General features: G+C 67.0%; 15 protein-coding genes and 4 pseudogenes. 14 read left to right on the top strand and 5 right to left on the bottom strand.

Annotated elements, in window-relative coordinates; genetic code table 11:
- Nucleotides 1-41: 41 nt before the first annotated feature.
- A pseudogene (locus ABIB53_RS09390) lies at nt 42-407 on the bottom strand (transposase); the annotation flags it as partial.
- A 222-nt stretch (nt 408-629) separates the two neighbouring features.
- On the opposite strand from ABIB53_RS09390, the gene ABIB53_RS09385 reads away from it, so the two are divergent.
- The 6 genes and pseudogenes from ABIB53_RS09385 to ABIB53_RS09360 all read left to right on the top strand — a co-directional run bounded on the left by ABIB53_RS09385 (nt 630) and on the right by ABIB53_RS09360 (nt 5,840).
- Complete coding sequence (locus ABIB53_RS09385) at nt 630-2,753, top strand: GmrSD restriction endonuclease domain-containing protein (RefSeq protein ID WP_354587982.1); 2,124 nt, start codon at nt 630-632, stop codon at nt 2,751-2,753.
- 225 nt (nt 2,754-2,978) lie between these two features.
- Nucleotides 2,979-3,158: pseudogene (locus ABIB53_RS09380) on the top strand (integrase core domain-containing protein); the annotation flags it as partial.
- A 39-nt stretch (nt 3,159-3,197) separates the two neighbouring features.
- Nucleotides 3,198-3,491 carry a transposase gene (locus tag ABIB53_RS09375; protein WP_354587981.1) on the top strand — a complete coding sequence of 98 codons (294 nt, stop codon included), beginning with the start codon at nt 3,198-3,200 and terminating at the stop codon, nt 3,489-3,491.
- Nucleotides 3,488-4,096: pseudogene (locus ABIB53_RS09370) on the top strand (DDE-type integrase/transposase/recombinase); the annotation flags it as partial. The gene ABIB53_RS09375 and the pseudogene ABIB53_RS09370, both read left to right, overlap by 4 nt.
- Nucleotides 4,097-4,154: 58 nt before the next feature.
- Nucleotides 4,155-5,551, top strand: a pseudogene (locus ABIB53_RS09365) (IS30 family transposase).
- Nucleotides 5,532-5,840 carry an integrase core domain-containing protein gene (locus ABIB53_RS09360; protein ID WP_502914633.1) on the top strand — a complete coding sequence of 103 codons (309 nt, stop codon included), beginning with the start codon at nt 5,532-5,534 and terminating at the stop codon, nt 5,838-5,840. Before ABIB53_RS09365 ends, ABIB53_RS09360 begins: the two are co-directional and overlap by 20 nt.
- A 207-nt stretch (nt 5,841-6,047) precedes the next feature.
- Here ABIB53_RS09360 and ABIB53_RS09355 read toward each other — a convergent pair whose 3' ends face one another.
- The 3 genes from ABIB53_RS09355 to ABIB53_RS09345 form a co-directional block, all read right to left on the bottom strand.
- A complete protein-coding gene (locus tag ABIB53_RS09355; protein WP_354587979.1) occupies nt 6,048-6,659 on the bottom strand; it encodes a CueP family metal-binding protein in 612 nt (203 codons plus the stop codon).
- A gap of 136 nt (nt 6,660-6,795) precedes the next feature.
- On the bottom strand, nt 6,796-9,144 hold the full coding sequence (locus ABIB53_RS09350; RefSeq protein ID WP_354587978.1) for a heavy metal translocating P-type ATPase: 2,349 nt from the start codon (nt 9,142-9,144) through the stop codon (nt 6,796-6,798).
- A 65-nt stretch (nt 9,145-9,209) separates the two neighbouring features.
- Nucleotides 9,210-9,824, bottom strand: a complete 615-nt coding sequence (locus ABIB53_RS09345; protein WP_354587977.1) for a DUF305 domain-containing protein — start codon at nt 9,822-9,824, stop codon at nt 9,210-9,212.
- Nucleotides 9,825-10,085: 261 nt separating this feature from the next.
- On the opposite strand from ABIB53_RS09345, the gene ABIB53_RS09340 reads away from it, so the two are divergent.
- Together ABIB53_RS09340 and ABIB53_RS09335 are read left to right on the top strand one after the other, a co-directional pair.
- Nucleotides 10,086-10,805, top strand: coding sequence for a response regulator (locus tag ABIB53_RS09340; RefSeq protein ID WP_268884189.1), 720 nt, complete (start codon nt 10,086-10,088; stop codon nt 10,803-10,805).
- On the top strand, nt 10,802-11,995 hold the full coding sequence (locus tag ABIB53_RS09335; protein ID WP_354587976.1) for a sensor histidine kinase: 1,194 nt from the start codon (nt 10,802-10,804) through the stop codon (nt 11,993-11,995). The genes ABIB53_RS09340 and ABIB53_RS09335 overlap by 4 nt, the downstream gene beginning before the upstream one ends.
- 188 nt (nt 11,996-12,183) lie before the next feature.
- On the opposite strand, the gene ABIB53_RS09330 is transcribed toward ABIB53_RS09335, so the two are convergent.
- A complete protein-coding gene (locus tag ABIB53_RS09330) occupies nt 12,184-12,540 on the bottom strand; it encodes an ArsR/SmtB family transcription factor (protein ID WP_354587975.1) in 357 nt (118 codons plus the stop codon).
- 158 nt (nt 12,541-12,698) lie between these two features.
- On the opposite strand from ABIB53_RS09330, the gene ABIB53_RS09325 reads away from it, so the two are divergent.
- The 6 genes from ABIB53_RS09325 (at nt 12,699) to ABIB53_RS09300 (ending at nt 19,460) form a co-directional block, all read left to right on the top strand.
- Entirely contained in the window at nt 12,699-14,285 is a 1,587-nt protein-coding gene (locus ABIB53_RS09325; RefSeq protein ID WP_354587974.1) for an HAD-IC family P-type ATPase, read from the top strand.
- 437 nt (nt 14,286-14,722) lie between these two features.
- Entirely contained in the window at nt 14,723-15,208 is a 486-nt protein-coding gene (locus ABIB53_RS09320; RefSeq protein ID WP_354587973.1) for a SigE family RNA polymerase sigma factor, read from the top strand.
- Entirely contained in the window at nt 15,205-16,320 is a 1,116-nt protein-coding gene (locus tag ABIB53_RS09315) for a hypothetical protein (RefSeq protein WP_354587972.1), read from the top strand. Before ABIB53_RS09320 ends, ABIB53_RS09315 begins: the two co-directional genes overlap by 4 nt.
- Nucleotides 16,321-16,978: 658 nt before the next feature.
- The gene (locus tag ABIB53_RS09310; RefSeq protein ID WP_354587971.1) at nt 16,979-17,461 is read left to right on the top strand and encodes an RNA polymerase sigma factor; all 483 of its coding nucleotides are present in this window, start codon (nt 16,979-16,981) and stop codon (nt 17,459-17,461) included.
- A complete protein-coding gene (locus ABIB53_RS09305) occupies nt 17,458-18,654 on the top strand; it encodes a hypothetical protein (protein ID WP_354587970.1) in 1,197 nt (398 codons plus the stop codon). Before ABIB53_RS09310 ends, ABIB53_RS09305 begins: the two co-directional genes overlap by 4 nt.
- Before the next feature lie 470 nt (nt 18,655-19,124).
- Entirely contained in the window at nt 19,125-19,460 is a 336-nt protein-coding gene (locus ABIB53_RS09300; RefSeq protein ID WP_123093777.1) for a cupin domain-containing protein, read from the top strand.
- The last annotated feature ends 12 nt before the right edge of the window (nt 19,461-19,472 follow it).

Raw genomic sequence — 19,472 nt, 5'->3', positions numbered from 1 at the left:
GGGAACGCTGTAGGTCTGATTGACACTTCGGGTGTGGTGTTTCAGGCCGCGCGTGCGGGCCAGTAGATGGTCTCAAACTCGATCGGGGTGGTCTTGCCGAGGGCGCGTTGTCGGCGCCGGCGGTGGTAGGTCGCTTCGATCCAGGTCACCAGCGCCAGGCGCAGCTCGGTCCGGCTGGTCCATCGGCGGCTGTTGAGGACGTTCTTCTGGACCAGGGCGAAGAAGGATTCCATGGCGGCGTTGTCCGCCGAGGATGCGACCCTGCCCATCGACCCGACCAAACCGTGCTGGTGCAGGGCGAAAACGTATGGGCGGGAACGGAACTGGCTGCCTCTGTCGGCGTGGACCACGCACCCGGCCACGGCTGCGTGGCCTCGTCGGGCGATGGCCATCTCGAGGGCGTCGACGTGACAGATTATGTCGCATCGCGGTCAGTCCGCTCGATGTTCGAGTAGCGGCCGCAGCACGTGATCATTGAAATGCGATCGAAGAGGGCCGGTGGCACGGCGCTGGCTGTGACGTACGGCTTGGCCGGGTGGGCCCGATCACGGGTGTGACCGAACTGCACCTGGACGCAGAAGACGGCGAGATCCCATGCCTCCACGGCGACCCCGGGGCAAGATGAGTGTGTGGAAACCTTTAAGCGGACTCCGCTGCAGTTGTTCAACCTGCCGCAGCACTTCGTAATCCCACTCTTCCAGCGACCGTACGTGTGGAAGGAGGTCGAGCAGTGGGAGCCGTTGTGGAAGGACATCCGCCGCATCGCCGAACTGCGGATCGCTGAGCCTCACCAGAGTCCGACCCACTTCTTGGGCGCCGTGGTCATCCAGTCTCACGAGGCACAGAGCAAGCGCCTCACGACCTGGAACGTGATTGATGGCCAACAGCGGCTGACCACGCTTCAACTGCTAGCCGATGCCACGAGTGCTCTGCTCGGTCAAACTGGTCACGAGCGCCTCGCTGCCCAACTCGAGCGCCTCACGCACAACGATGAGATCTACATCGACGACGGCGAGAGCCGGCTCAAAGTGCGTCATCTCAACAAGGACCAGGCCGCCTTCGATGAGGTGATGTCGGCTGAGCCCCCCGTCGATCACGCCGACCTCACACACGCTGACTCGCAGATCGCAGCGGCGCACAGCTACTTCTCGACGGTGGCCCACCAGTGGCTCGGTGACCCGGAGTTGGACACGCATGCTGTGAAGGCCAAGGAGTTGACCGGCGTCCTCCTTGATGGCCTCCAACTCGTGTCGATCGAGCTGGAGGTATCAGAGAACTCCCAGGAGATCTTCGAGACTCTCAACGCGCGCGGCACGCCACTGACCGCTGCCGACCTCGTGCGCAACTTCGTGTTCCAGAGGCTGGAGGCCGAAGGCGGGGACACAGCGAAGGCGTATCGCGAGGACTGGCCTTTCGAGACGAAGTTCTGGATGCGCGATGTGAGCGTCGGTCGCAACCTCGTCAGTCGCAGTTCGCTGTTTCTGAACCAGTGGCTCGTGGCGCGCACCGGAGAGGAGATCAGCCCTCAATCCACCTTCAATCGGTTCAAGTCATACGTCGAGCTCGAGGCGGGCCGCAAGATGGCGGACCTGCTGCCAGAGCTCAAGCAGCAGGCTCAGCAGTACGAGGCCTGGACTGACGCAGCAGCCCGACCGGGTGGAAGCCTCGACGCCACCGAGATGGCCGTGTATCGAATGCAGGCCAGCGGGATCGAGGTCCTCAAGCCGTTGTTGATCTGGTTGCATGAGCCGGGCCGCGACATCACCTCAGCAGTGAGAGACCACATCATCAACGCGGCAGAATCGTGGGTGGTGAGGCGCCAGCTCCTGCGTCTCTCGGGCAGTGATCTCGGCCGCATCGTGGCTGACCTGATCGCGGCGAACTCCTCCGGACCGAGCGAAGGACTGCTGGAGCGCGTGCTCGGACACTTGGCGCGCCTCAATGTCACGAGCACGTACTGGCCGGGGGACGAGGAACTGCGGCAGACGCTCGTGACTGAGCTCGCCTATCGGCGCTACCCGCGTGCACGCCTACGGATGTTCCTGGAGGCGGCCGAGAATCACTACCGAGCCGAGACGGGGCAACCGCAGATCGAGCGCAAGGGATACCCGATCGAACACCTCCTGCCACGCGCCTGGAAGGACACCTGGCCGGTCGAGTCCGCGGACGACGCCGAGGCACGCCAAGAACGGGTCCACAGGTTCGGCAACCTCACCCTCCTGACCAGTTCGCTCAACTCCAAGGTCTCCAACGGACCATGGCAGAACAAGCGCGCGGCGCTGCTTCACCACAACACGATCACCCTCACCGGCCGAGTGGTTGGCCGTACCGAGCACCAGGTCTGGGACGAGGAACTGATTGACGAGCGGACGAGCGAACTGATCGAGATCTTCATTCGCGTGTGGCCCGTGCCGGAGGGCCACCACGGCAAGGTCGTGGACCCTCAGACCAAGGCCGGCGACTGGGTCGAGCTGAAGCACCTCATCGATGCCGGCCTCCTGGCCGCTGGAGACAAGCTCATCGCCACCCATCGCGACTTCAAGGGCAAGGAGGCAACGCTGATGGCTGACGGCGCGATCGAGCTCGATGGCAAACGATTCACGGCGCCCTCGCCCGCCGGACACTGGCTGCGCAAGAAGTCGACCAACGGATGGTATTTCTGGGCGGTCGCGGACGGCCGGCGACTGCGTGACGTACGCACTGAATTCCAGAACATGGCCCCGCCCGACGACGAACTGGAGTTCCCGGTGTAGCACTGGAGGTCTCCGACACCGCAACTTGCTGACTGGGCGACGACTACGCGACAGTCCATCCGGAGTGACGCGGCAGATCCTCGCGATTCCGGGCGGCTGCCCACAGCCGTCTCTCCGCCAGGGGCTGCACGAGGTGCCTCTGCCCCGGTCGTCGCAGTTTCTTGGGGAGGTGCGAGTGGAATCAGATCAACCAAGAGTCAACCAAAACTCCGTAAGCCGGAGAAGGAACTCATCTGGCGACGTGGACCGTGGCGCGGCCTTGACGACGTCGAACTGGCGACCTTGGAATGGGTCGACTGGTACAACAACTCACGCCTACATGGCCACTGCGGCGACATCCCACCCGCCGAGTTCGAAGCCGCCTACTACGCTGACGGGACTGCTGCACGGATAGGTGACATCTGATCTGTGGCGCTGAGAGGTGCCGCTGGAAGGATGTGCGCTGTGCCCAAGCCCTATCCGAAGGAGTTTCGCGACGACGTGGTCCGTGTCGCGCGAAATCGTGAGCCCGGCCAGCATCTGAGGCAGATCGCCGCCGACTTCGGCATCAGCGAGTCTTGCCTGACGAACTGGCTGGCCAAGGCCGATGTCGAGGACGGTGTCAGGCCCGGGACCACCAGCGAGGACAACGCCGACCTACGCGAGGCCAAGCGGCGAATTAGGTTGCTGGAGCAGGAGAACGAGGTCCTGCGCCGCGCCGCGGCGTATCTCTCCCAGGCGAACCTGCCGGGAAAATGATGTACCCGCTCGTCCGCGAGCTGGCCAACGACGGGATACCCGTCACGGTGACGTGTCGGGTGCTCAAGATCGCTCGTGCCCCGTACTACCGATGGCTCACCCAGCCGGTGGCAGGCGCCGAGCGGGTCGAGGCGTACCGTGCGAACGCCCTGTTCGACGCCCACCGCGACGACCCGGAGTTCGGGTACCGGTACCTGCTGGACGAGGCTGCTGACGCCGGTCAGCAGATGTGTGAGCGGACCGCGTGGCGGATCTGCTCCAGCAACGGCTGGTGGTCGGCGTTCGGCAAGCCCGGGCGCGCTAAGCGCGCCAAGAGGCCGGGCCCACCGGTGCACGACGACCTGTGCGCCGTCGTCGACGAGCACGGGCTCACCCGGCACGAGTTCACTGCCGAGGCTCCCAACGAGCTGTGGCTGGCCGACATCACCGAGCACCGCACAGCGGAAGGGAAGCTGTACCTGTGCGCGGTCAAAGACGTCTACTCCAACCGGATCGTCGGGTACTCCATCGACTCGAGGATGAAGTCGCGCCTGGCGGTCACGGCTCTGAATAACGCCGTGGCGCGGCGCGGCGGTGACGTCGCTGGCTGCGTGCTGCACACCGACCGAGGCTCGCAGGGCGGATTCAACTGGTCGTCGCAACACCTCGTCGTGGAGGTGTTCAGTGGTTCGTCGTCAGCAGGCAGCAGATCGGGCGGTTCGTCCGAAGTTGAGGTCGCCTGGTCATCCGAGGTTCCAGCGGCATGTCGAGGTGGCGTTCTGGGAGCAGATCGCTGCGGGGTTGCTGCCCGAAGAGGCCGCCGGTGTGGCCGGCGTGGCGCCAGTGGTGGGCGCTCGGTGGTTCCGCAACGCTGGCGGGATGCCACCGTTCGATCTGACGTTGACGCCCACGGGCAGGCACCTCTCCTTCGTCGAGCGTGAGGAGATCGCGCTGCTTCGCGCGCAGGGCGAGGGAGTGCGTCAGATCGCCCGCCGTATCGGTCGTGATCCCGGGACGGTGTCGCGGGAGCTGCGCCGCAACGCCGCGACCCGCAGCGGGAAGCTTGAGTACCGGGCGTCGGTGGCGCAGTGGAAGGCTGACATGGCCGCCAAACGACCCAAGATCACCAAGCTCGTGGCCAACCCGCGGCTGCACGAGTACGTGCAGGAGCGCCTGGCCGGGCAGATCAGGAGGCCCGACGGCACGGTCATCCCCGGACCACAGCCGCCGCGGTTCACGGGGCGGAACAAGCCGCACCGCAAGGACAGGCCGTGGTCGCTGGCGTGCAGCCCGGAGCAGATCGCCAACCGGATCAAGCTCGACTTCCCCGATGATGAGTCCATGCGCATCAGCCACGAGGCGATCTATCAGTCGCTGTACATCCAGGGTCGTGGCGCGCTCAAGCGCGAGCTCGTGTGGTGCCTGCGCACCGGTCGGGCGCTGCGCGCGCCACGGGAGCGGTCACGACGCAAGACGTGGGCACACGTCACCCCCGAGACGCTGATCAGCGAACGTCCCGCCGAGGCCGCCGACCGGGCCGTGCCTGGCCACTGGGAAGGTGACCTCCTCATCGGCCTGGAGCGCTCGGCGATCGGCACCGTCGTAGACCGGAGCACCAAGTACACGATGCTGGTCCATCTGCCCCGTGAGGAGGGATACCGGCACAAGCAGAGCGTCAAGAACGGGCCGGCCTTGGCGGGGTACGGCGCCCTCACGATGAAGAACGCCCTGGCCCGTACGATGGCCGGCCTGCCCACCGAGCTGGCCAGATCGCTGACCTGGGATCGTGGCAAGGAGATGTCCGCCCACGCCCAGTTCCGGGTCGAGACCGGCATCCCGGTCTTCTTCGCCGACCCCCAGTCGCCGTGGCAACGTGGCACGAACGAGAACACCAACGGGCTGCTGCGGCAGTACTTCCCCAAAGGCACCGACCTGTCCCGCTGGTCCGCCCAGGAGATCGAAGCCGTCGCTCACGCCCTGAATACCAGACCCCGAAAATCACTGGGCTGGAAGACCCAGCGGAAGTCTTTAACGAGCATCTACTCTTGCTCCAACAAGCTGGTGTTGCATCGACCGGTTGAACCCGGTCAGTTCCGCTCACGGCCCTACGTCGCCGCGCTGCACCGGCACGGCCTGCGAGGGTCGATGGGCCGGGTCGCCTCCTCGGCAGACAACGCCGCCATGGAGTCGTTCTTCGCCCTCCTCCAGAAGAACGTGCTCAACAGCCGACGCTGGGACACGCGTGACCAGCTCCGCTTAGCGATCGTCACCTGGATCGAGCGCACCTACCACCGCCGACGGCAACGAGCCCTCGGCAAGCTCACCCCGATCGAGTTTGAGACCATCAACCGTGCCGCTCACGCGGCCTGACACACCACACCGGAAGTGACAACCAGATCTTCAGCAGTCCCCCTAACGCCTCACCGGGCTTGTGTTGCAGGCGGCCCTGCAGATCCCAAGGCCGGGCTGGGCCAGGGGCGGAAGTAGACCCGGGCGCACGCCGCTGCTCTAGACACCGTCGGTGCCCCGTCGACCGATTCACTGCTCACGAAGGTCGACTCGTGCGCAGGGGTGCGCTTAGGCGACCTTGAGGTTGGTGATGCAAGTGGGGTCGTCGTCCTCAGTGGTGGAGATCCTCTGGGTGCCCACCTTTTCGTTGTGCTTGATGGTCAACGTTGCCTTGATCCCGCGGGGCACCCATATGCCGATGAACCCGTTGTCATAGGTCGGACGTGCTTCGTCGATGAGGGTTTCACCGCTGTCCCCGGTCAGGGTGATGTGCACGTTCGCGTTGCGCAGCTCCCCAACGCAGGTGGTCAAGCTGTGGAAGTGGCACTGGTGTGTCGTGCGGCGGTAGGGCGCGATCGAGATGTACACCTCGTCTTCGGGCATGGCCAGCTCAGCCTCTTGCCCTCGGTCGCCGGTGATGCTGACCCTTCGTGGGTGCACCGATGCGATGAGGCCGGTCGGACGTTCAGCGACGGGCATGGTGTCGAGACGCTCGATGACGTCCGTGGTGCTCAGACCGGTCAGGTCGTGCTCGGACAGCACGTCGGCGACCCCCGGTGACGCACCGGTCGAGGAGTGCGCGCCCGGCGACGGCGCGGACGTGCAGCCTGCGAGGAGCAGGGCACCGATGGCAGCGGTTGCGGCCACGCGAGCACGGGTGGGTGCTTGGACGGTGTACATCGATGACTCTCCGTCTTGGTCTTGCTGCGTCATCACTTCGCTCCGATGAAGTCTGGTCGGGTTAGCCACGTCTGACAGGGCAGCTCGGGTCCCTGATCTGCTCAGGGGCGGTGGTTCGGTTCGTTCCGCGTACGCGCTAGTCGATGGTGCGGGCGCGCAGGCGTAGTGCGTTGGCGATGACGCTGACGCTGGACAGGGCCATGGCTCCGGCGGCAAGGACGGGAGAGAGGAGCAGCCCGAGCACGGGGTAAAGCACGCCGGCGGCGATGGGGATGCCTGCGGCGTTGTAGATGAAGGCGAACACGAGGTTCTGGCGGATGTTGCTCATCGTCATCTCGGAGAGGTGACGCGCCTTGGTGATCCCGGTGAGGTCGCCGCGAAGCAGCGTGATCCCCGCGCTCTCCATGGCCACGTCGGTGCCCGATCCCATAGCGATGCCGACGTCCGCGGCGGCCAGGGCGGGCGCATCGTTGATGCCGTCTCCGGCCATGGCGACCACTCGGCCTGCTTCGCGCAGGTTCTTCACGACGTCGCTCTTGTGGTCGGGAAGGACCTCGGCCTCGACGCGCTTGATGCCCAGGGATCGCGCGACGGCGTTCGCGGTGACCTGGTTGTCGCCGGTGAGCATGACGACGTCGATGCCTTCGGCTCGTAACGCTTCCAGCGCGGCCGGAGTGCTCTCTTTGACCGGGTCGGCGATGGCGAACAGGGCGGCGAGCTGGGTGTCGATGCCCATGTAGATCACGGTCGCCCCGTCAGCGCGCAGCTGGTCTGCGCGTTCGCGCCACGCGGCGGTGTCGATGTGGTGGGAGGCCAGGAAGTCGGCGTTGCCGAGCGTGACGTGTCGTTGCTCGACGACGCCCGTGACACCTCGCCCGACCGGGGAGTCGAAGTCAGCTACCTCGTGCAGGGTCAGGTGCTTAGCGGTTGCGGCTTCGACGATGGCCTGGGCTAGGGGGTGCTCCGATGCCCGTTCAACGGTGGCGGCGGTGCGCAGCAGGTCGTCGGGGTCACCGCCGCTGATTGGCTCGATGTGGGTGACGGTGGGGCGGCCCTCGGTCAGGGTGCCGGTCTTGTCGACCACGAGGGTGTCGACCTTCTCCATGCGTTCGAGCGCTTCGGCGTTCTTGATCAGCACCCCCAGCCCGGCTCCGCGCCCGACTCCGACCATGATCGACATGGGTGTGGCCAGGCCCAGCGCGCAGGGGCAGGCGATGATCAGGACCGCCACGGAGACGATGAGAGCATGTGCCAGCTTGGGGTCGGGCCCGGCGAGGGCCCACGCGGCGAAGGCGATGACGGCGATCGCGATGACGACGGGGACGAAGACGGCCGAGACCTTGTCCGCGGTGCGCTGGATCGGGGCGCGGGAGCGTTGGGCGTCGGCGACCATGGTCACAATCCTGGCCAGCATCGTCTCGGTGCCGACCCGTTCGGCGCGCATGACCAGCCCGCCGCTGCCGTTGATGGTTCCGCCGATGAGCGTGTCGCCGCCGCTCTTGGTCACGGGCATCGACTCGCCGGTCACGAGCGACTCATCAACTGAGGAGCGGCCGTCGATGACGGTGCCGTCGACCGGCACCGCCTCCCCGGGGCGGACCCGCAGCAGGTCTGCGACCTGCACCTGCTCTAGCGGGATCTCCTCGTCGACGCCGTCGGTGATGCGTCGGGCGGTCTTGGGGCTGAGGTTCAGCAGGGCCTTGATCGCACCGGAGGTCTGCTCGCGTGCTCGCAGCTCGAGGACCTGGCCGAGCAGGACCAGGGTGGTGATGACGGCGGCTGCCTCGAAGTAGACGTCGACGGTGCCGTCGTCGTTGCGGAAGGAGTCGGGGAAGATCCCCGGCACGGTCGTGGCCACGAGGCTGAACAGCCAGGCCACTCCGGTGCCCATCGCGATGAGGGTGAACATGTTGAGTTTACGGCTTCGTAGCGAGTCCCATCCGCGCACGAAGAAGGGCCACCCCGCCCACAGCACGACCGGTGTGGCCAGCACCAGCTGCAGCCACACCGAGACCCGCGCCGGGACGGCCTCGTGGATCCAGGGCACCAGGTGCCGGCCCATCTCCAGGACGGTGATGGGCAGGCTGAGCACGACCGCGACCCAGAAGCGACGGGTCATGTCTGCCAGCTCCGGGCTCGGGCCGCTGCTAGCTGAGATGGTCACCGGTTCCAGGGCCATCCCGCAGATCGGGCACGCCCCAGGACCGGCCTGGCGGACCTCGGGGTGCATCGGGCAGGTCCACTCGCTGGCAGAGGCTGACGCTGCCGGGTCCGGCGCTGCCGAAGAGCGGTCCACCGCTCCCACCTCGAAGCCCTGCGGGTCGGCCAGGAAGCGCTCCTGGCAGCTCGCGGAGCAGAAGAAGTACTCCTGCCCGTCGTGCTCCGTGTGCAGGGCCGTGCCCCGCCGGACCTGCATGCCGCATACCGGGTCCGTGGCGAGCGGGGTCGAGTCAGCGAGGTCAGGTCGGTCGTTCTCAGTGCTCATGAAGGTCTCCGATGTTGCACGCGAGGGTGGTGGGGAACGGAGAGCGGCGGATCAGGGCTGGCCGCTCAGAGCAGGTCCTTCATCGTGGTGATCTCGCTGTTCTGGGCCTTGATGATGTCTGCGGCCATGGTCTTGACCTCGCTATTGGAAGTCGTGGACTGCACGTCCTTGGCCATCGTCACCGCGCCCTGATGGTGCTTGATCATCATCGTCAGCCACATCTGGTCGAACTTCTCGCCCGTGGCGGACTCGAGGTCGGTCATCTCGGACTCGCTCATCATCCCGTCGCCGTGGTCCATCCCGCCGTGCCCCATGTCCTCGCTGGCCGGCTCGGCCCCCCACTGCTCCAGCCAGCCCTGCATGGTCTTGATCTCCGGGCCTTGAGCGGCCTTGATGTCCTTGGCCAAGGCCTGCACCTTCGCCGACGCGCCCGAGCTGTCGTCCAGGGCGAGGTCAGCCATCTCGACCGCCTGCTGGTGGTGAGGAATCATCATCTGCGCGAACATCACATCGCCCTCCTGCCCCGAGGACGCGGACCCACCGGTGCTCGAGGACATCGACTCCGAGCCGTGGTTCATGCCCGGCATGGACCCGTCGGAGTCGCTGGAGCATGCTGAGAGAGCGATCGCGGCCAGGGCGCTCACGCTTACGACGGCGGCACGGCGGGTGGTCAGGTGCATCGTCTGCTCCTTCGATAGGCGCGAGGTCTCCCGCGCGTGTTGCGGTCCCTCGACGATGCATCACCGAGGTGTTCGCCGTCTTGCGGTCGTGTTGAGATCTCCTCAAGACCGGGGCAGCCCGCGTTGCACCTATAGGCCCTCGACGTTGCCGCGCATGAGGGTGCCAGGCTTCCGCTGAGCTGGGTTGAGGTTTGACGAAGATCTACCACCGACAGCGCTCAAGGCTCTGCTCACGTGGCCGGGCTGGATCACACTGACGGCGTGAACGAGCAACCCAGCACCGACACAGCGCGCCGGGTCCTCGTCGTCGAGGACGAACGCACCCTGGCGGGGATGGTCGCGGCTTACCTGTCTCAGGGCGGGTTCACCGCCGAGATTGCCTATCGCGGCGACGACGCCGTCGCGGCCGTGCGAGCCGACCCACCCGACGTCGTCGTCCTCGACCTGGGGCTGCCGGGGATGGACGGCATCGAGGTGTGCCGACAAATCCGCACCTTCTCCGACTGCTACATCATCATCACCACCGCCCGCAAAGAAGAGGTCGACACCCTCATCGGGCTGTCCGTCGGCGCAGATGACTACCTCACCAAACCCTTCGGAGTACGCGAGCTCGTCGCCCGCGTGCAGACCCTGCTGCGCCGACCACGGGGCGACGACCAGCCCCACGGCACCGAAGGGGGTACCCGTGCCTTCGGGGCGCTGCTCGTCGACCCGCTGGGCCACCAGGTCCACCTCCACGGCCAGCCCGTGGCCCTGACCCCCACCGAACGCGACCTGCTGATCACCCTCGCCACCCGCCCGGCGATGGCCTTCAGCCGTCGCCAGCTCATCGACGAGGTGTGGGGCACCGGGTGGGTCGGCGACGAGCACCTCGTCGACGTCCACATCGCCCACCTGCGCAAGAAGCTCGACGACGACCCCGACACCGCCCGCTACATCACCACCGTGCGCGGCGTCGGCTACCGAATGGGCAAGGGATGAACCGTCCACACGGCCGACCCGCCCGCCCGCACGGGCTGGCCACCCGCCTCCTGCTCGGCCAGAGCATCGTGCTCCTCGCCGGGGCCGTGACAGTCACCCTCGTCGCGACCCTGCTCGGCCCGCCCATCTTCCACCGCCACCTCCTCGAGGCCGGGCACAGCGAGAACTCCCCCGAGGTCTTCCACATCGAGATGGCCTACCGCGACGCGTCATTCCTCGCGCTAGGACTCGGCCTGCTCATCTCCGTGACCGCCGCGGCCGCCGTCACCTGGTTCTTCACCCGACGCCTGCGGCGACCGCTGGCAGACCTCACCCACGCAGCCCGCGAGCTCTCGCGCGGCCACTACTCCACCCGCGTGCCAGACATCGACTCCGGCACCGAGCTGCAGACCCTGGCAGCCGCCTTCAACCACATGGCCGCACAGCTCGAGGGCATCGAAGACACCCGCCGACGCATGCTCGCCGACCTCGCCCACGAGCTCAGAACACCCATCACCACCCTGGCGGCCTACCACGACGGCCTCCACGACGGGATCACCCACCTCGGAGCGCACTCCCAGATCGCCCTGGCCGAGCAAACCGACCGCCTCGCCCGCCTCGCCGAGGACATCGACGAGGTCTCCACCGCCGAAGAGGGACGCCTGAGCCTGGCACTGGATCACATCCCCGTGACCGACGTGCTGTGGAACGCCGCGGAAGGCATACGAGAGCGCTACCGCGACGCCGCCGTCAACCTCATCGTCCAACCCGACAGCGCCGCCGGCCTCAACGTCATGGCCGACCAGCAGCGCGTCGGGCAGGTCATGACCAATCTGCTGACCAACGCGCTCCGACACACCCCCACCGGAGGAACAGTCACCGTGTCGGCCGAACGCCGCGGTGACGAAGTCGACATCGCTGTCAGGGACAACGGGGACGGCATCAGCTCCCAGCACCTGCCCCACCTCTTCGAGAGGTTCTACCGCGCCGACACAGCTCGTACCCGCGGGCAGTCGGGCTCCGGTATCGGCCTGACCATCAGTAAGGCAATCATCGACGCCCACCACGGCACGATCCGCGCCGAAAGCCCGGGACCAGGCCACGGCGCCACCTTCACCATCACCCTCCCCCTCGGACTGCCCTTCGCGGTATCCCGCCCCCTCCCCAGAGACCCCGACACCGCGCCGACCACTGAATCACTCGAAATCTAGAACCCCACCAAGAGGCGCACAAAGACAACCCTGGATCCCATCGCGATCCCGACATCGGCTGCTGCGAGATTGTTCGCCCCTGATGTGATGGTCGGGGGCTTGATTGGATTGAGGTTGGATCAGGTTCCTCGCGACCCCAGATCCGCCGGCGAGGCGCCCGGCACCTCGGTCCACCCAGATCAGGGCGGTCAGGTGGCGCTGGGGTCGTCCTTTGGGTCTAGGCGCAGGTGCTCTGCGTGGTAGATCGCTTGGTCGATCAGCTCGGAGACGTGGTCGTCGAAGAGCGAGTACACGACGTTGCGACCGTGACGTTCGCTCTCTACCAGGCCCATCGTGCGCAGCAGCCGCAGCTGATGCGATACGGCGGGCTGCTCCATCTGCACAGCTGAGACGAGCTGGCCAACGGACTTCGGCCCGTCCTGCAACGTCGCCAGGATGAGCAGTCTGCTGGGTGTGGCTAGGGCCTGAAGCGTGGAGGCGACGGACTTTGCCGTCGCCAGGTTCAGGCGCGTCTTCGAGGCGCGTCCGTCGACTCCATGACCCATGACCGCCACCCTACCAGAAATGCATGCACACGTATACATGTATGCTTCCATGGCTCGTCTCGTCCGCTCCAAAGGATCAACCCGTGGCTCTTACTGCTTCTCCCGAGGTCACTCCCGTCGATACTGCGACCCGGTCTAGGAGGGCCTGGCTTGCAGACGTGGTGTTCTCCGTGCCCGAGGCCCGGTGGGCGTCAGCTGCGACCGTGCTGTTCGTTATGGGCGCTCTTGCGCACCTCGCTGGAGTTCCAGCGTGGCTGTACTGGTCGATCTACCTGGCCTGCTACGTCACGGGTGGTTGGGAGCCGCTAATAGCTGGCATCCAGGCCTTGCAGGAGAAGACACTCGACGTCGACCTGTTGATGATCGTCGCCGCGATCGCTGCAGCAGCGATCGGTCAAGTTTTCGACGGCGCCCTTCTGATCGTGATCTTTGCGACCTCCGGAGCGCTTGAGGCCGTCGCGACCAAACGCACGACGGACTCTGTGCGCGCTCTGCTCACCCTGGCCCCGGAGCGGGCCGCACTTGTCGGCGGCGATGGTGTCGAGGAGGTCGTTGAAGCCGCCGCGCTCATGCCAGGTGATCTCATCGTGGTCCGACCTGGTGAACGTATCGGCGGCGACGGCACCGTGGTGCGAGGTCAGTCCGAGGTCGACCAGGCCACCATCACCGGCGAGCCACTTCCGGTGGCCAAGGGTGAAGGCGATGAGGTGTTCGCGGGGACGCTGAACGGCACCGGCACCGTCACCATCCGGGTGGACAAGCACCCGGCCCAGTCGGTCGTAGCACGCATCGTGGCCATGGTCGAAGAAGCGTCCGCGACCAAGGCGCGCACTCAGCTGTTCATCGACAAGATCGAGCAGCGCTACTCCGTGGGTGTGGTGGTTTCGACGCTGCTGCTGCTGGCCGTTCCCCTCATGCTGTTCGACGCGCAGTTCCAGCCGACGTTGCTGCGAGCGATGACGTTCATGATCGTCGCGTCCCCGTGCGCGGTGGTACTCGCAACGATGCCCCCGCTTCTTGCCGCCATGGCAAACGCCGGTCGCCATGGGGTTCTGGTCACTGCCGGGGCTGCGGTCCCCCTTCGGCCGGTCGGCACTTGCCGCACGACAGGCCCAGCCGGCGGGAGCGCGCTGATGGCCATGATCCAGCAGATCCTCAACGCCCCCACCTGGGTCGTCCTGCTCGTCGCCGGCGGGGTCGTGCTCGCCGAGGACGCGCTCTTCGTCGGCTTCGTCCTGCCGGGAGAGACCGCCGCGATCCTCGCCGGCGTCGCCGCGCGGCTGGGCCACGCCCCGCTCCTCGCCGTCGTCGCCACCGTCGTCGCGGCCGCGGTGATCGGTGACAGCATCGGCTACGAGGTCGGCCGCCGGGTCGGACCGCGCGTCCTGCGCTGGCCGGTGCTGCAGCGCCGACGTGCCCGGATCGACGACGCGCAGGACCTGCTCGTGCGGCGCGGCGGTGCGGCCGTCTTCCTCGGGCGGTGGGTCGCCTTCTTCCGCGCCGTCATGCCGGCGCTGGCCGGCACCGCCCGGATGCCTTACCGCCGCTTCGTCGTGTGGAACGCCGCGGGCGGCCTCGTCTGGGGCGTCGCCGTCGTCGTCGCCGGCTACCTCGCCGGCGCCTCCTACGCCAAGGTCGAGTCCGGCATGGGCCGGGGTGCCGCGGTAGCCGTTGGCACAGTCGCAATCACCTTGCTGGCCACGCACGCCACAGGCACAAGGCGGCACCACCGACCCCGAGAATGAACGCGGCCGGTTAGCCATTGATCCTCAGTGGGGTGGGCAGCGTGACGCAGCACGCCGGGACACGAGGCGAAGATGCTGAGATTGGTCCGCGCCCGCACGACATACCTGCGAAGGACTGAGCGCCGGGGACGAACCGCTTTGCACCTCAAGCACACACGCCCGTTTCGCTCTACGAACGCCGGCCGAGGTTGGGCCTGGTTGTGCGATTGACGATCGTTTTCGAACGTCGCCACGAGTCCGAACAGAGTCTGCTCAGTGATGGTTCGAAAGTCGGCGGTGGGCGACTCGAAAGGCCATCGACGGGAGTTTCGAGCGGATGTGCGGGCGCTTGGCGCGGGGACGGTTCGATTCGCGCACCACGGTTGGCTGCAACGGAGCAGCGGTGCGGCTCCGTTGATGTAGAGACGGGGCAGGCTGCGAGCTCAGGAGGTGGTGGCGTGATCGGCTTCGAGGACTTCGTGCGAGCCCGTCACGCGGGGCTCGTGAGATACGCGTACGTGCTGTGCGGCGACGCGCATCTCGCCCAAGACCTCGTGCAGCAGGCGCTGTCACGTTCCTACCCACGGTGGTCCCAGGTCTCGGCTGGTCGACCAGAGGCGTATGTGCGCCGAGCGGTGACGAACGCCTTCATCGACGAGACCCGTCGTCCGTGGCGCCGTGAGACCCGAGACGTGCTGCCCGACCGTCCCGACTCGACTGATCACGTCCGTGGTGTCGAGGACCGCGACGCTCTGCTGATCGCGATGACTGGTCTGCCACCCGTGCGCCGCGCAGTCATCGCCATGTCCTACCTCGAAGACCTGCCCGACGACGAGATCGCCGAGGCCCTCGACTTGCCCCGCGCGACGGTGCGCTCCCATCGCGCGCGCGGCTTGGCTGCCCTTCGTGACGTGCTGACCGCCCAGGAGGTGGAGACCCCATGACCCACCCGACCATCGACCCTGACCTTGAAGAGCTGCTGCGTGCGCGCCTGCGCCACGTCGCCGAGCAGGCACCGGCCAGTGACAGCGAGGCCGTCCTTGAGACCATCGCGGCACAGCAGACGCGGCGCCCCTGGCGTGCAGCGCTGCTCGGGTCGGCCGCAGCCGCCGCTCTCGTCGTGGGGTGGCTCTCTGTTGCTGCACGTGATGCCACACCGCCGCCGTCAGATCGCTACACGGTGGGAACCGCTCGGGGTCCGCTGCCCGCGATCCCGGATGGGTGGAGATGGGAGGCCTACCACGACGTCGCCGTCGCGGTCCCGGACACCTGGGGGTACGGCACCAGCGGCGTCCCGTACTGCGCGGTCAAGGACGTCGCCGAACGCACCACGGTCGGACGCCCGGGGGCGGTGCCCCTCTTGGGCTGCAGCGGGGGTCTCCAGCCGGACACGGTCGCGGTCGCCGGCACCTTCGTCGACATGAGCCCGAGTCGAGAGCTTCGCTACCGGGTACCGAAGGTCACCGACGGTGACACCACCGGGGACCGCACGACGCGGGTCGTGGGTGAGACAGCCATCGAGGTGCAGGCTGCCCAACCCCTTCGCGACCAGATCCTGGCGACCATCACACCGCTGCCCGCCTCGGGCATCAACGGGTGCCGACGCGACGTCCCCCTCATTAATGACCCTTTCTGGCGGCCGGCCGCGCAGCCGATGCCAGATCCCGACACCGTCGCTGATGTCGCGGTCTGCACATATGACCTCGGGACCGGCGGGGGCCTACGGGCAGCCACGCAGCTCCCCGACAGCGCGATCCGGCGCACCGTCGACGCGATCGTCGCTGCGCCGATGGGTGGGATCCCCGACCGCGAGGACTGTCGCGATGACTACGGCGACCGGATCACGCTGCTGCGGATGGGCGACACCAGCGGCCGCACTCACGAGGTCGTGCTGCGCTACTCCGGATGCGCCCACCGCGGCATCGACGACGGATCAGCCGTCCGAGCCCTGACCAAGCCGGCTCTGGCCGACACGCTCTCCGGCGCCCACCAACCCGACGGGTTCGGCATGGAGCTCAGCGACGTCATGCCTGAAGCCGCGCCCAAGACCCGTTAGGTACGGCCAGCGAGCTGCTCGGTGACGAATCGTCAGTGGACCGAGGTTGGGCCACGCCCCTCAATACAGTTGAGAGCGCTCGCACTGTCCTTGCATGCACTCCTCGACGGATCAGCAGCCACCGCAGGAAGATCCAGCGGTCGTTGCGGTCGAGAGCCTGCTCGCGTCCGCTAGTGCTCTGCACCCAGCCGGCCCTTGGCGAGGGCGCGCCCGCCATGTGATTCACATCTGCGCGTGCTGCACCGCGAACGCTTCCCCGGACTGGGTCATCTACGACACCGACGAGGGCATCGGCTGGCGCCGCCGACCCGACGACCTACCGACTGAGGATGAGATCGATGCTCCACGCAGGTTTGACGGCCACGCTGACCCGGCCGACGTCCTCGAATGGCTACGGGGAGAACGGGATCACCCTTGGACGGGCGACCTCGCAGGCGATTCAGACAGCCAGGCTGCCGTCAGGGCGCTACGACGATGGATTCGGACCACCTCGCCGACGGGATGAGACCAGACGCTCATCGACCATCGTTCCCACCGGCGACATTCCACCCGCGGAAGTTCGACTCCTTGAAGATCGTCTCGGGTCGGGCGGTCGTCGAACCAGAGGGTGATGTCAGACCTGATGGGAACTATCGGCTCCCTGCAGCGTCTATAGAGCGTGAGACTGCACGATCGCGACCGCCTAGAGGAGATCTACGCGGCCTTTTACCCCCGCCTGGTGGGTGAGCTGACGGTGGTGGCGGGTTCCCGCTCCTCCGCTGAGGACTGCGCGAACGAGGCGTTCACCCGCTTGGTCCTGCACTGGAACAAGGTGTCCAAGCACGACAGCCCCGTCGCCTGGCTACGCACCGTCGGGTACCGGCTGGCAGTAGACGAGCATCGTCGCTCTCGACGCCAGACACCCACGTCCGAGGCGACAGACGGGGCCGGTCCCTTTAGCCAGCAGTCCACGAGGCACGAGATCTGGCAGGCGATCCAAAACCTCCCCGCAGCACAACGCGAGGTCGTGGTGCTCCGCGCTGTCCACGACCTGACCGACGCCCAGATCGCGGAGGACCTGGCTGTCCCGGTCGGCACCGTCAAGTCCCGCCTGTTTCGGGCGCGGCAAACACTTCGCACCCGTCTGGGAGATCCCTCATGACCCCTTCGACCCGTGACCAGATCCAGGCCCTCATCGACGAGGAGAGCGACCGCGCCCGAGCAGACATGCCGCCGCTGGAGCACTTCATCTCCCGCGCCCGCTCACGTCAGCAGCGTCGGCGCGCTGCGGCCTGCGCTGCCGTGGCTGGCGCGGTGCTCGTCATCGGTGGCATCGGGTGGGCTCAAGGGGCCGGGGCACCGACCGGCGAAGCCCCTGCCGCCAGTAATGCGCCCACCCCGGCTGTGCAAATCGACGTCTCGACGTTGCCCGATCACCCAAGACAAGACCACGTGGCTGACCTGTTCGCCAAGGCGTTGAGCTCGCAGGGGCGTTATGGCGGTGGCACCTGGATCGCCGAGGAGAAGACCTTGAACATCTACGTCGCTGGACCAGTGGCTGGAAGGGCTGAAGCGACCGCAGATGCCGAGCGTGCCGCTGAGGAGATCACCCGCGAGACGAACTTCGACGTCGTCGTGCACGAGGGCGGAGCTCGCACCGAGACCGAGCTGGTCGCGACGATGGACGCGGTGTCCGACACCACAAACTACGACCCGGACGGCGTGGTCCAGGTCCGGGGTCAACGCATCGACTTCAGCACGGGCCGGGTCGACGTCGACGTCACCAGCGCCGCCGCCGTCCAGCTGGTGGAGAAGGAGTTCGGCGACGCAGTGCAGGTGCACGTCAAGAAGCCCTACACCCAAGACGAGCTCGACCAGATGTTCGGCATGCCCAACGCCCCGGCGGCCCCGACCGGCTCCAGCACATCACGTCGAGGAAGCCAGCCACCACCGTCCGCATCCGGGACCGCTACCAGCCCCCAAACCGCCACCAGGGTTGCGCCGTTCCCATCGGCAACCCCCGGCTCTGCCTACCTCGCGACAATCGGCGGACCCCTGTCGGTCACCGACTCCGGATGCGCGTACGTCAAGACCGTCGATCCCAGCTACCGCAACGTCGGTCGCCGGTACGTCCTGGCCGAGACCATCGCCGGCTCGTGGACCACCGAGCTGGTCGACGGCACGTGGGTGATCAAGGACGCCGCAGGTACCCAGATCGCCGTCGAGGGCCAGGAAGTCACGATGGGACTGGGGATAGGCCCCGGGACCGTCGACGGCACAGAAGCCTGCAAGGAGCTCCTTGACGATGCACAGCTCGTCGTCCTCCTGCCGCAGGGCCAAGCAGAGGCGGAATAGCTAGACACGGCCCCCAGTCCCACGTCAGCCTCGACCGACCGCGTCGGACCTCACCACCGTGTAGGTGCATGAGCCTGTCCACTGACGATCCCTTTCGAGCAGCCCGAGGAAGCGCTGCGGGAGGTCCTAAAGGGGCGTTCGAAACCCCAGCCCATTGACGGAGCTGCTCGAATACTCAAGCTGCAGCGACTTTCGAGCTGGGGGCTGGTGTCCTACAACCGAGCCGACCGATCGCGCCCCTCAACGCCCAGGTGAGAACCGCTGGTTCCTCGGCGCGAGCTCTGAGTCGCAGTCGCGTTCGACCATCATTGACGCACGCGCCGACCCAGTCGTCACCCGGCCTGAGCCGATCTGACCCCGAGAAGACACCGCCCGTGCGCTCTGCGAGGCTGGAGGTGCTGAGACGAAGCCCGGCTGGTTCGAAGCGTGCCCCGTCGATCCCCGGGTCTGACACCGACGGTAGGAGCGACATGACCGACGTCCTTTCCCTGAGCACCGTGGCCACCACCCAGCTGGCCGCTGCCCGCCACGCCAGGACCGGCCGCGCAGCCAAGACCATCCATGGCGGGCACGAGGCCACCCTGCGGCAGACCGTGCTGGCCCTGACCGCCGGCACAGCCCTGGGCGAGCACGACAGCCCCGGGCAGGCCACCTTGCAGATCATCAGCGGCCGGGTGCGCCTTCACGCCGGCGAGGAGCAGTGGGAGGCCTCCACCGGTGATTACCTGCCGATCCCGCCAGCCCGGCACGACCTCGAAGCCATTGACGACTCCGTCGTGCTGCTCACCGTGTCCACTACCGCCTGACCACGGCCAGTA

This window comes from Janibacter sp. UYMM211 (assembly GCF_040547045.1).
Taxonomy (GTDB): Bacteria; Actinomycetota; Actinomycetes; order Actinomycetales; family Dermatophilaceae; genus Marihabitans; species Marihabitans melonis.
Note: the sequence above shows the minus strand (reverse complement) of the source record. Positions and strands in the feature narration are given on the sequence as shown.